Annotated in this window: 12 protein-coding genes; 7 read left to right on the forward strand and 5 right to left on the reverse strand. The window is 45.0% G+C overall.

The window, feature by feature from the left end:
* The first annotated feature begins 55 nt into the window (after positions 1-55).
* From gluQRS to panC, 5 genes are all read left to right on the forward strand, one after another.
* The gene (gene gluQRS, locus OCV12_RS13295) at positions 56-931 is read left to right on the forward strand and encodes a tRNA glutamyl-Q(34) synthetase GluQRS (protein WP_261884857.1); all 876 of its coding nucleotides are present in this window, start codon (positions 56-58) and stop codon (positions 929-931) included.
* A 183-nt stretch (positions 932-1,114) separates the two neighbouring features.
* Entirely contained in the window at positions 1,115-2,470 is a 1,356-nt protein-coding gene (gene pcnB / locus OCV12_RS13300) for a polynucleotide adenylyltransferase PcnB (protein WP_261884858.1), read from the forward strand.
* On the forward strand, positions 2,467-2,952 hold the full coding sequence (gene folK / locus OCV12_RS13305; RefSeq protein ID WP_048664512.1) for a 2-amino-4-hydroxy-6-hydroxymethyldihydropteridine diphosphokinase: 486 nt from the start codon (positions 2,467-2,469) through the stop codon (positions 2,950-2,952). Before pcnB ends, folK begins: the two co-directional genes overlap by 4 nt.
* A gap of 22 nt (positions 2,953-2,974) precedes the next feature.
* Positions 2,975-3,769 carry a 3-methyl-2-oxobutanoate hydroxymethyltransferase gene (gene panB / locus OCV12_RS13310; protein ID WP_261884859.1) on the forward strand — a complete coding sequence of 265 codons (795 nt, stop codon included), beginning with the start codon at positions 2,975-2,977 and terminating at the stop codon, positions 3,767-3,769.
* Between the two features lie 8 nt (positions 3,770-3,777).
* Positions 3,778-4,668 (forward strand): pantoate--beta-alanine ligase, encoded by an 891-nt coding sequence (panC, locus tag OCV12_RS13315; RefSeq protein WP_086048786.1) that lies wholly within the window; start codon positions 3,778-3,780, stop codon positions 4,666-4,668.
* Positions 4,669-4,806: 138 nt separating this feature from the next.
* Here the strand turns inward: panC and OCV12_RS13320 are convergent, their stop codons facing one another.
* The 3 genes from OCV12_RS13320 to OCV12_RS13330 form a co-directional block, all read right to left on the reverse strand.
* The gene (locus tag OCV12_RS13320; protein WP_017633239.1) at positions 4,807-5,577 is read right to left on the reverse strand and encodes an ABC transporter permease; all 771 of its coding nucleotides are present in this window, start codon (positions 5,575-5,577) and stop codon (positions 4,807-4,809) included.
* A gap of 1 nt (position 5,578) precedes the next feature.
* Positions 5,579-6,496 (reverse strand): ABC transporter ATP-binding protein, encoded by a 918-nt coding sequence (locus tag OCV12_RS13325; RefSeq protein WP_261884860.1) that lies wholly within the window; start codon positions 6,494-6,496, stop codon positions 5,579-5,581.
* 315 nt (positions 6,497-6,811) lie between these two features.
* Positions 6,812-8,443 (reverse strand): SulP family inorganic anion transporter, encoded by a 1,632-nt coding sequence (locus OCV12_RS13330; RefSeq protein WP_261885961.1) that lies wholly within the window; start codon positions 8,441-8,443, stop codon positions 6,812-6,814.
* Between the two features lie 286 nt (positions 8,444-8,729).
* Between OCV12_RS13330 and can the strand changes: the two genes are divergently transcribed.
* Positions 8,730-9,398, forward strand: coding sequence for a carbonate dehydratase (can, locus tag OCV12_RS13335; RefSeq protein ID WP_017633236.1), 669 nt, complete (start codon positions 8,730-8,732; stop codon positions 9,396-9,398).
* Positions 9,399-9,473: 75 nt separating this feature from the next.
* On the opposite strand, the gene hpt is transcribed toward can, so the two are convergent.
* On the reverse strand, positions 9,474-10,004 hold the full coding sequence (hpt, locus tag OCV12_RS13340; protein WP_017633235.1) for a hypoxanthine phosphoribosyltransferase: 531 nt from the start codon (positions 10,002-10,004) through the stop codon (positions 9,474-9,476).
* Between the two features lie 337 nt (positions 10,005-10,341).
* Between hpt and OCV12_RS13345 the strand changes: the two genes are divergently transcribed.
* Positions 10,342-10,947, forward strand: coding sequence for a LuxR/HapR/OpaR family quorum-sensing transcriptional regulator (locus OCV12_RS13345; protein WP_048664508.1), 606 nt, complete (start codon positions 10,342-10,344; stop codon positions 10,945-10,947).
* A 661-nt stretch (positions 10,948-11,608) separates the two neighbouring features.
* On the opposite strand, the gene lpdA is transcribed toward OCV12_RS13345, so the two are convergent.
* Complete coding sequence (gene lpdA / locus OCV12_RS13350) at positions 11,609-13,039, reverse strand: dihydrolipoyl dehydrogenase (protein WP_017630530.1); 1,431 nt, start codon at positions 13,037-13,039, stop codon at positions 11,609-11,611.
* Positions 13,040-13,273 lie beyond the last annotated feature (234 nt).

A 13,273-nucleotide genomic window follows, 5' to 3' on the forward strand; every position in this document is an offset into this window, starting at 1 on the left:
TTAAACGTCTTAAGAATCGGCTACTGCGGTACCATCCAGATTAGGTTATTCACACATGAATTATATCGGGCGCTTTGCACCATCACCGTCAGGTCCTCTTCATTTTGGCTCACTTGTTGCTGCTCTTGGTAGCTACTTCCAAGCAAAATCTAACCAAGGAAAATGGTTGGTGCGTATGGAAGACCTAGACCCACCAAGAGAAATGGCCGGAGCTGCAGATCTGATTCTTAAGACGCTTGAGGCTTACCATCTCTTTTGGGATGGCGAAGTCATCTATCAAAGCCAACGTCACGACATGTATCAAGCTCAAATTGATCAATGGGTCGCTGATAAACAAGCCTACTACTGCCAATGCACTCGTAAACAGATAAAAGCCTTGGGTGGTTTCTATAATAGCCACTGTCGACACGCAGGTCTGATTGATTCAGGTGAGCAAGCGGTACGCTTGTGCATGGATTATCCTGTCGAGTCGTTTGACGATGTTCGTCACGGCACAATCCAGATACCTAAGGCATTAGCGGAAGAAGACTTCATTATCAAACGCCGAGATGGACTGTTTGCTTATAACTTGGCGGTTGTCCTTGATGATATCGACCAAGGGGTGACTGAAGTTGTTAGAGGCGCAGACCTAATCGAACCAACAGGTCGACAAATCAGTTTGTATAAGACACTCAAGCAAAAAACCGTCAGTTACCTGCACTTACCATTGGCAACCGATGGCTTGGGGAATAAACTGTCAAAACAGAACCACGCCACAGCTATCGATCTCGACAACCCAAAACCAACGCTACTTAATGCCATGCATTTCTTAGGTTTCACTATTCCTGAGGCTATTTGTGAGGCTTCAATCGATGAGATTTTATTGTGGGGCTGCCAACAATGGAACGTCAGTCAGTTACCTGATAGTTTACAAAAAGAGCACTGTAATTAGCTCGAAATTCACGGCAAATAGCAAAAACGACACATAAAAATGCCATAACCTACCACAGTGGTTAAGCAGACGATGTTCTCAAATGGCTCGCGCTAAGCTATTATTAGCCGCAATTAAACTCTGCACTACCACTTTGGACTAAGAGAAAAACAAAGTTGGCGATACCTACTTTGTTCTAAACTAATGAATACAAACGACAATACCCCAAGCGAACAACGCGGATTCCACGAATTAGCTCTGAATATTTATACTCGTCAAGAGCACAATATTTCACGCAAGCAGATCAGCGACAACGCACTAAAAGTGTTATATCGCCTGAATGGTGCGGGTTTTGACGCGTTTTTAGTCGGTGGTGGTGTACGCGACATCCTATTAGGCTCTCAGCCAAAAGATTTTGATATTGCGACCAACGCAACGCCAGAGCAAATCAAGAACCTTTTCAGAAACTGTCGCCTTATCGGTCGCCGTTTCCGCTTGGCGCACATCATGTTTGGTCGTGACATCATCGAAGTAGCTACTTTCCGTGGTCACCATCAAGAGCCATCGAAAAACGTGTCTGCACAATCTAAAGAAGGCATGCTGCTACGCGATAACGTATACGGCAGTGTTGATGAAGATGCAGAGCGCCGCGATTTCACAATCAACGCGATGTACTACAACATTGCAGACTACAGCATCCACGATTACGCCGGTGGTGTAGAAGATTTAGAAGACAAGCTGATCCGCCTAATCGGCGATCCAGAAACACGCTACCGCGAAGACCCAGTACGTATGCTGCGTGCAATGCGCTTCGCCGCTAAACTGGACTTCGATATTGAAGAAGACACAGCTGACCCGATTGAGGAGCTGGCACACCTTCTAAAAGATATTCCGGCAGCGCGTCTTTACGAAGAGTCTCTTAAATTGCTTCAATCAGGCCACGGTTTAGAAACCTATCATCTGATGCGTGAATACAACCTGTTCCAACAGATGTTCCCAGCAATCGCTGAGTTCTTCACTGAAGAATACGACTCTCACACAGAACAGATGCTTGACTTGGTACTCGACTCTACCGACCTTCGCATCGAAGATGGTAAACGAGTAAACCCTGCGTTTATGTTTGCTGCGATTCTTTGGTACCCAATGAACAAATTGGCAGACAAGCTAGTCGCAGAGCAAGGCATGGCGCACTACGATGCGATCATGGAAGCGAGCAACATCATCCTTGACCAGCAAGTTAAATCTATTGCTATCCCTCGTCGTCACACAGCAACCATTCGTGAAGTTTGGCAGCTACAATTACGACTACCTCGCCGCAACGGTAAACGTGCCGTTCGCCTAATGGAACTAAACAAGTTCCGTGCAGGCTACGATTTCCTAGAAATGCGTGGTGAGATTGAAGGTGGCGAAACCAGAGATCTAGCGAAATGGTGGGAGCGCTACCAAACTGCCGGTCGCAATATGCGCCAAGCTATGGCTAATGACGTAGCAGCACCAGCGAAGTCGGGCAATCGTCGCCGTAAGACTTACCGAAACAAAAAGAGTAAGCAATCAGAATGATCACTGCTTACATTGCGGTCGGCAGCAACCTTGCCGACCCAGTTAGCCAAGCAAATTTGGCTATCGAAACGCTAAAAAACCTACCGCGATCAACGTTTGTTGCGACCTCACAGCTATATAGTAGCACTCCAATGGGGCCACAAAATCAACCGGACTACATCAACGCGGTAGTGGCAATCCAAACCGAATTAACGCCAATTGAACTGCTTGATTGCACTCAAAAAATCGAGCTAGAGCAAGGGCGCGTCCGTAAAGACGAGCGTTGGGGGCCAAGAACCTTGGATCTCGACATTGTGTTATACGGCAATGAGGTGATCGATTCAGAGCGCTTAATCGTTCCTCATTACGGAATGAAAGAACGAGAGTTTGTACTCTACCCGCTTGCTGAAATCGCACCAAGTTTACAACTCCCTGATGGGACTGAGCTGACAGAACTACTCAAAATAGTAGATAAGAACGGGCTCAATGTTTGGCAGCAATAGCCAAACGCATTAAGGAAAACCAATGAAAAAAGTAACCATTAACGACCTTATCAAATGCAAAACTGAAGGCCGTAAATTCGCGACTTCGACAGCTTACGATGCGAGCTTTGCTCAATTATTCGAAAGCCAAGAAATGCCAGTGCTGCTTGTCGGTGATTCACTAGGTATGGTTCTACAAGGCCATAACGACACTCTACCAGTTACCGTTGAAGAGATTGCTTACCATACGCGCTCAGTGCGTGCTGGTAGCCCTAACTGCCTTCTTATGGCTGACATGCCTTTCATGAGCTACGCGACTCCAGAGCAAGCTTGTGAGAGCGCTGCAACCTTAATGCGTGCTGGCGCGAACATGGTAAAAATCGAAGGCGGAAGTTGGTTGGTTGATACTGTGAAGATGCTAACAGAGCGTGCTGTACCAGTATGTGCACACTTGGGTTTAACGCCTCAGTCTGTGAACATCTTTGGTGGTTACAAGGTTCAAGGCCGTGATGACGAGCAAGCCGATAAAATGGTTGCTGATGCTCTAGCATTGCAAAACGCAGGCGCACAAATCGTTCTACTTGAATGTGTACCAGCTTCATTAGCAAAACGAATTACAGAAGCTTGTGACGTACCTGTTATTGGTATCGGCGCAGGTAACGTTACCGATGGTCAGATCCTTGTTATGCATGACATGTTCGGTATTTCTGCGAATTACATGCCGAAATTCTCTAAGAATTTCCTAGCTGAAACAGGTGATATGCGTAAGGCTGTAGCTCTATACAAAGAAGAAGTAGAGAGCGCGCGCTTCCCTGATGAAGCTCATACAATCGCTTAGGAGTAAGTATGCAAACTTTTGCTGAAATAGCGGCTCTTCGTGAGCAGATTAAACAGTTTAAGCGTGATGGACGTACGGTTGCTTTTGTTCCGACAATGGGAAACCTGCATGAAGGCCACCTAACTCTGGTAAAGAAAGCGCGTGAGCTGGCTGACATTGTTGTGGTAAGCATCTTTGTTAACCCAATGCAGTTTGACCGTGCCGACGATCTAAACAACTATCCTCGTACGTTAGAAGCTGACTTAAGCAAACTAACAGGCGAAGGTGTTGAACTGGTATTTACACCAACGCCAGAGGTTATGTACCCGGAAGGACTAGACAAGCAGACGTTTGTTGAAGTCCCGGGAATCTCTCACATGCTTGAAGGTGCTTCTCGTCCGGGTCACTTCCGCGGTGTCTCAACGATTGTCACTAAACTGTTCAACATCGTTCAGCCAGATTTTGCATGCTTCGGCGAGAAAGATTTCCAGCAACTTGCTGTGATTCGCCAGATGACGACTGACTTAGCGTTAGACATTGAAGTTGTGGGTGTCGCGACGGTTCGTGAAATGGACGGTTTGGCAATGAGCTCTCGCAATAGCAATCTCACCATTGATGAGCGCCAACGCGCACCTGTTCTAGCGCGCACCATGCGTTGGATCAGTAGTGCAATTCGTGGCGGTCGCGATGATTACGCATCAGTGATTGAAGATGCAACTGACCAGCTTCGCGCAGCCGATCTGCAACCAGATGAGATCTTCATTTGTGATGCTAAGACTCTACAAGCTATCACTTCAGAATCAACTCAAGCAGTGATTCTTATGTCGGCTTTCCTAGGTAAGACTCGTCTTATCGACAACCAAGTTCTTGATTTGGTAACGGAAACGAAAGAAGAAGTGAAAGAAGAAACCGCTGAGTAATCGCGTTCTTCTCTTTGCGTAAACCAGCTTCTAACGCAAAGCAAAAGCACAAACGAAAAAAACAAAAAAGGTCGATGTAATATCGACCTTTTTCTTTGTCTGTTATTCAGGATAACCAGTTATTGACTACGATTGGTATTAACTGCGTAAACCGATACCTTTCGTCACTAGGTAATGTGCGATGCCATACAGAACCACGATAAACACACCTAGCACACCAAATGACGTCACAATACCCACATCAGACACACCCAAGAAGCCATATCTGAACGCGTTTACCATGTACACGATAGGGTTCAGCTTCGATATACCTTGCCAAAACTCAGGCAATAAACTGATCGAGTAGAACACACCGCCAAGATAAGTCAGTGGCGTTAAAATAAAGGTAGGGATAATCGAGATATCATCAAACGTGCGAGCAAAGACTGCATTTATCAGACCACCCAGAGAGAATACGACTGAAGTTAGGAATACCGTCGCAATGATCACGCCCCAATGATCGACTTGTAGGTCAACAAAGAACAGTGATACGAAGGTTACGATAGTGCCGACTAACAAACCACGCACGACACCACCCATCACAAAGCCAGCGATAATCACGTAGTTAGGAACAGGTGCTACAAGTAACTCTTCAATGTTCTTTTGGAACTTAGCACTAAAGAACGACGACGCCACATTTGAATATGAGTTGGTGATCACCGACATCATGATCAAACCAGGAACAATGTATTCCATGTAGCTAAAGCCGTTCATTTCACCAATACGCGCACCAATCAGGTTACCGAAAATGATGAAGTAAAGTGTCATGGTAATCGCTGGCGGCACTAGAGTTTGCACCCAGATACGCGTAAAGCGATTGATCTCTTTAGTTAATAAACTACAGAAAGCTGTCCAATATAGGCTGTACATATTATTTACTCCCCTCACGGACAATACTCACGAATAGCTCTTCTAGACGGTTTGCTTTGTTACGCATAGAGAGGACTTTCACCTGCTGATCACTCAACTGAGCGAAGATGGTATTCAAGCCGAGGTTCTTGTCGATCTCAATTTCTAGTGAGCCGTTTACCATCACTTGGCTATTCACGCCTTCTAGCTTAGGTTCAGTCGCGCCCTCTTCAAGATCCAAAATAAAGGTCTCGGCACTCAACTTACCTAGCAACGCTTTCATGGTGGTGTTCTCAATCAGCTCACCACGATTGATGATACCGATATTACGACACAGCATTTCCGCTTCTTCTAGGTAGTGCGTGGTCAAGATAATGGTAATGCCCTGCTTCTCGTTGATCTCTTTCAGGAATTCCCACATAGAGCGACGCAGTTCAATATCGACACCTGCAGTTGGCTCATCAAGAATCAGCAGCTGTGGCTCATGCATCAGTGCACGAGCGATCATCAAACGACGTTTCATACCACCAGACAAGTTACGCGCACGTTCGCCACGTTTTTCCCATAAATCGAGTTGAGATAAGTACTTTTTCGCTCGCTCTTTTGCCAGTGCTTTCGGCACACCGTAGTAACCAGCCTGTTGCAAAACGATCTGCTCAACGGTTTCAAACGGGTTAAAGTTAAACTCTTGAGGCACTAAACCTAGGTTTTGTTTCGCCAACTCCAGATCAGTATCAATGTCGTAGCCGAACACTTTAACCTTGCCTGAAGTCTTGTTAACCAGTGAAGAGATTACACCGATGGTGGTCGACTTACCCGCACCGTTTGGACCAAGTAGTGCGTAAAAATCGCCTTTTTCTACTTGTAAACTAATGCCTTTAAGAGCCTCAAAGCCCCCAGCATAAGTTTTTCTTAATTGCTCAATTTCTAATGCATACATAGAGATAGACTGCCATTTGCTATAGATAGATGTTGATGACCGAGCATGAGGAAGAGAGTGAAACGTAAAACGAACTAGCGGAAAGCTAACCCAAGATTTGTTTACTCGGCCATTTAGCGAACAAGTTTATCGTTGATTGACGATGAATACAAATGTCGATTCGTGCTTTCTTTTTAAAACAGTGGAAGATCTCAGCGAACTAAAGAGAACAAACATGTTTGATAAACAAAAAATGCCGCCAAGTCATTCGCTTAACGGCATTTTTATCAGAATTAAATGAAGAACCGATTAGCCAAATAAGTTCATCGCTGAGGCTTAAACTGACTCAAATTGGTGCTCGTCTCTCTCAACATAACTGGTTGCAGCCGTCAGCGCTTCATAACGGAATCGGTAAGTATTGGATTCAGGAACCAAGTCAATCACATGAAATTTCTCAAGCTGCTGACGCGTATTCTCGTTTGGACACAACAAGTACACCTCACACTGCGCATCTAGGGCATCCTTGATGGCATTCTCCAGCGCTAGACCTACCGTCACATCAATCATCGGAACGTCCGTTAAATCTAGAATCATTGCTTCATAGTCAGAGATACTCGAGTGCTGACGCGAAATCGCTTTAGAAACACTGAAGATCATTGGCCCTGAAAGATAGAAGAGCAGAACTTTACCATTCGCGCTATCGAGCAGCTGACGTTCACTATCAGTGAGTGGGATATCATCTTCATCATCACCATCACTGATCGCCTTAACTTGCCTCGCTTGCTCTCGACTCAATCTTTCAATAATAAGAATATTCGAGATAAAGACACCAAGCCCAACAGCAATAATCAGGTCAACGAACACGGTTAGCAGCATTACGCCATACATCACGCCCATGCCCGCATAACTGACCTTATGGGCGCGTTGAATGAAACTCCAATCAAGGATGTTGAAACCCACGTACATGGCAATACCCGCCAACACCGCCATCGGAATAGGTTCGGTTAAGCCACCAGCGACCAAAACGACTAGTGCTAATACTAAGGCACGAATTACACCAGACAGTGGAGAGCGTGCGCCAACCTGAATATTGGTTACGGTACCCATAGTCGCGCCCGCACCAGGTAGTGCACCGAAGAGACCAGAAAGCATATTTGCGATGCCCTGCCCTCGAAGCTCTTTATCAGAGTCATGCTCTTTACGAGTCAGTGAATCACCAATAACCGCAGTCAAAAGTGTATCAATACAACCCAACGTACCAAGCACTAAGGCATCAATAACCATGGTAGTAAACTGCTCAGCGCTAATGGTAGGAATAACAAGAGAAGGTAGCCCGGCAGGGATTTCACCAATGCGGCGAATAGAATCGGTATCGAAGAAGATAACAGACAGCAGAGTTACAGCCACTAACGCGACCAGTTGTGCGGGCACATACTTACGGTACTTAGCTGGGAAGCCAAAGAGAATACCGAGCGTCAAAGCACCCAAAAACAGTTCGCTCACTTTCAGGTTTGCTAGCGTATCAGGAAGCGCGGAGAGTGTGCCCATCACTCCACCAGAGGGGGCGGCGTGCCCGAGCAGTGGCGATAGTTGAAGGATAATCAGAATAACGCCAATACCCGACATAAAACCGGAGATCACGCTATATGGCATCAAAGTAACGTATTTTCCGAGCTTTAACGTGCCAAGTAGTATTTGAAACGCCCCCGCCATCATCACGACGGTGAAGGTCATTGCCATTCCGGTTTCAGGATATTTAGCGACCATGCTCGTCATTACCGCTGTCATAATCACTGTCATCGGGCCGGTTGGCTCAGATATCAGGCTGCTTGAACCGCCAAATAAAGCGGCAAATAGGCCGACCATAATCGCGCCCCAAAGGCCTGCTTCAGCACCAGCCCCAGAAGCAACACCAAATGCCAACGCTAAAGGCAGTGAGATGATGGCTGTAGTCACACCGCCAAACATATCCCCTTTGAGATTGATATCCGTAAAACGACTTACAAACAAAACACACCTTCCTGATGATGAAATGACAAACCTTATCACTTTAACAAATGTATCAAGTGTTCAGAAAGTGTTAATTCAATCACATTATTCATGTCTTATAACCGGATCATAGCTTCTAAGCTAAGTTCATGATTTTAACGACTAGAACACGTCAGATGAGTACTAATTGACACAGTTTTTACGAGATTGAATTTGTAACATTGTGTATAGTTGTGATTCTTAATTAAGGGATGTAAGACGCAAAATGCCAGAGATTAAACAGCTTTTTGAAAACAACTCTAAATGGTCTGAAGAAATTCGTTCAGAGCGACCAGAGTATTTTACAACGCTTGAAGAGGGTCAAAACCCTGGTTTCCTATGGATCGGCTGCTCTGATAGCCGTGTACCGGCCGAGCGTCTCACTGGTTTGTATTCTGGCGAACTGTTTGTTCATCGAAACGTTGCTAACCAAGTGGTTCATACCGACCTAAACTGCCTGTCTGTTGTGCAGTACGCGGTCGATGTACTCAAAGTTAAACACATTATTGTTTGTGGCCACTACGGTTGTGGCGGTGTTAACGCGGCAATTGATAATCCTAAACTTGGCCTAATCAATAACTGGTTACTTCACATCCGCGACAATTACCTAAAATACCGTAAGCAGATCGAAGGGCTTCCTCGTGAGCAATGGGGTGACAAGCTATGCGAGATTAACGTCGCAGAGCAGGTTTATAACCTAGGTAACTCAACCATTATGCAAAACGCATGGGAGCGAGGCCAAGAGGTTGAAATCCACGGTGTGGTTTACGGCATTGGCGATGGCAAGTTACAAGACCTTGGCGTACGTTGCTCAAGTAACGATACCCTAGAGAACAGTCATTTAGAGGCATTGAATAAAATCTTAACGACGCCTCTTCTTAGCCAGCAAGGCTAGACCATTCCGCTATAAATACAAAAAAGCCCGCTTGATGCGGGCTTTTTAATGACTTCTATTCGACAAGCGTAATAATTACTCTTGAGGTACAACTTTACCGATGTACGGCAGGTGACGATATTTTTGTGCGTAGTCGATACCAACACCAACAACGAATTCGTCAGGGATTTCAAAGCCAATCCACTTAGTATCTACCGTCACTTCACGACGAGAAGGCTTGTCTAGTAGCGTACAGATTTCGATAGATTTAGGACCACGTAGGCTCAGAATCTCTTTCACTTTAGTCAGTGTGTTACCTGTATCGATAATGTCTTCAACAAGCAGAACGTCTTTGCCTTGGATATCATCATCCAGGTCTTTCAAAATACGAACATCACGTGAGCTTTCCATGCCGTTGCCGTAGCTAGATGCAGTCATGAAATCAACTTGGTGAGTTAAATCGATAGCACGAGCAAGATCCGCCATAAAGACAAAAGATCCACGTAATAAGCCAACTAAAACTAGATCTTCACTACCCTTGTAGTGTTCCGTGATCTGTTTGCCTAGTTCGTTCACTCGATCCTGAACTTCTTGCTCAGAGATCATGACTTCAACTGTATGCTTCATACTGCTCTCATTTTATTTGGTGATTGCGACAAGTGTAGACAGTTCTGCCATCGGCGCCGCTCAATTTGTGCGTAAGTCTAGCACTGCTCAAATACCCACACCACCTTATGGTTCAAATTTACTGTCAGATTATCAACGATAATACGCGTTGATGCCTTGTCCGATACTCGCTTCCTTTCACATCAATACTGATCACGCTTTATGTATCAAGTTTGATGTAACTGTCTATTAAATAAGCTCAAAGGATTGACCATTCGCATATGCACCATTACACTCATCTTGGCTTAAATAATAATAAAATCATTAATATAAGAAATTCGTTGGCAAGGAAAACAAAATGGACTCAATCTCTAAGAGACCTAGAACTAGGCTTTCACCCCTAAAAAGAAAACTTCAATTGATGGAAATCGCACTTGAAGTGTTCTCTCGCCGTGGCATTGGCCGTGGTGGACACGCAGACATTGCAGATATTGCTCAGGTGTCTGTAGCAACCGTATTTAACTACTTCCCAACCCGTGAAGATCTGGTTGATGAAGTACTGAATCACGTCGTACGCCAATTCTCTAACTTCCTTTCAGACAATATCGACTTAGATATTCACGCAAAAGAAAACCTACATAATATTGCGACTGAAATGGTGACGTTAGTGGCTCAAGATAGCCATTGGTTGAACGTATGGTTCGAATGGAGCGCATCAACTCGTGATGAAGTATGGCCTCTATTCGTAACCACTAACCGCACTAACCAAATGTTAGTACAGAACATGTTTAGCAAAGCGATTGAACGCGGCGAAGTTTGCGACGATCACGATCCTAAGCATCTAGCGAACCTATTCCACGGCATCTGCTACTCGCTATTCATTCAAGCGAAACGTGTAGAAACGCCAGAAGAGCTTTCAAGCTTAACGGATAGCTACCTAAATATGCTGTGCATCTATAAATAGATTCGAGATTCGAACAAAACTAAGGGGTTGGCTTTTACGCCAGCCCTTTTTTATTGCCGATAGAAAGCCAGAATTAGATTCCCTATTCCTTCCTTCGTCAGTCCAGGGAATGACGGATATAAACAGCCACTGCACTTTACTTCATCGTCACCATGAACGAGAGGCGGAAAAATTAATTAGACACTAAAGCCAGAGATTCCCTATTCCCTCCTCCGTCAGTCTAGGGAATGACGGACATAGCCAACCACTGCGCTTTACTTCATCGTCACCATGAACGAGAGGCGGAAAAATTACTTAGACACTAAAGCCAGAGATTCCCTATTCCCTCCTTCGTCAGTCTAGGGAATGACGGGAATAAAGAACCATGTACCTTACTGCATCCCTCATCATAAACGAGAAGCGAAGAAATTAATCAGACACTCTCTATTTCATCCTCCGTCAGTCTAAGGAATGACGGGAATATAGAGCGACAGTTCTCACCTTTACGCTAGAGATATCGTCAAAGCATAAACTTTCACTCCTCACTTCGTCATCCTCAAGAGCGAGGGACGAGCGAGTTGGGGATCTCATACAGACATGACGACCCGCTTTTCTTCGGACATAAAAAAGCCGCTGACGAATCAGCGGCTTTTAATAACATTAACGAGTGGCTAAGAAAGAATTACTTCTTCTTTTTCACTGCTTTTTTGTTTGGAAGATCAGTGATTGAACCTTCGAATACTTCCGCAGCTAGACCAACAGACTCGTGTAGAGTTGGGTGAGCGTGGATAGTAAGAGCGATATCTTCTGCGTCACAACCCATTTCGATTGCTAGACCGATTTCACCAAGAAGCTCACCACCGTTAGTACCAACAACAGCACCACCGATTACGCGATGAGTATCTTTATCGAAGATCATCTTAGTCATACCGTCTGCACAGTCAGAAGCGATTGCACGACCAGAAGCAGCCCAAGGGAAAGTCGCAACTTCGTAGTTCAGGCCTTCCGCTTTCGCTTCTTTCTCAGTCTTACCTACCCAAGCAACTTCTGGCTCAGTGTACGCAATTGATGGGATTACTTTAGGGTCGAAGTAGTGCTTCTTACCAGAGATAACTTCAGCAGCTACGTGACCTTCATGCACACCTTTGTGAGCAAGCATTGGTTGGCCAACAACGTCACCGATCGCGTGGATGTGAGGAACGTTTGTACGCATTTGCTTATCAACGTTGATGAAACCGCGCTCATCAACTTCGATACCTGCTTTTTCAGCGTCGATAAGTGCACCGTTTGGAACACGACCGATAGCAACAAGAACAGCATCGTAGCGCTCAGCTTCAGCTGGTGCTTTTTTGCCTTCCATTGAAACGTAGATACCGTCTTCTTTCGCTTCAACAGCTGTAACTTTAGTTTCAAGCATTAGCTTGAACTTGTTCTTAATGCGCTTAGTGAAGACTTTAACGATGTCTTTATCCGCAGCAGGGATAACTTGGTCGAACATCTCAACTACGTCTACTTTAGAACCTAGAGAGTGGTAAACCGTACCCATTTCAAGACCGATGATACCACCGCCCATGATAAGCAGTTTTTCAGGAACTTCGTTTAGCTCAAGTGCATCCGTAGAATCCCAAATACGTGGGTCTTCATGTGGGATGAAAGGAAGCTTGATTGGACGAGAACCCGCAGCGATGATTGCGTTGTCGAAGTTAACAGTTGTTGCTTCGCCTTCGCCTTCAACAAGAATGCTGTTAGGACCTGTGAACTTACCGAAACCGTTAACAACAGTTACGTTACGCATCTTAGCCATACCGCCAAGACCGCCAGTTAGTTGGTCTACTACTTTTTCTTTCCAGATACGGATCTTGCTGATGTCCGTTTGTGGCTCGCCGAATACAACGCCGTGCTCTGCCATCGCTTTAGCTTCTTCGATTACTTTAGAAACGTGAAGAAGTGCTTTTGATGGAATACAACCAACGTTTAGACATACACCACCAAGAGTGCTGTAACGTTCAACTAGTACTGTTTCTAGACCTAAATCCGCACAACGGAATGCAGCTGAGTAACCAGCAGGACCTGAACCAAGTACAACAACTTGGGCTTTAATTTCTTTGCTCATTGTGACCTCTTGTAGTCATTATCCCTAACAGGCTGAGTAGATGTTCTTAAATTATTGGGCTTTCAAACAGGAAACATTTTACAGAGATGTTAACAGTGTGAAAGTAGCTTTAAGTTAGCCTGTGAGCTAGACAACAATTCCCTTCTGCTTTATGAGAAATGCGGGAAACTGTTCTCTAAAAATAGTCTTTATATAAAGAATTAAGGTGACCCGAAAGCCACCTTAATAATTACT

It is taken from the genome of Vibrio pomeroyi, assembly GCF_024347595.1.
GTDB classification, from domain to species: Bacteria; Pseudomonadota; Gammaproteobacteria; order Enterobacterales; family Vibrionaceae; genus Vibrio; species Vibrio pomeroyi.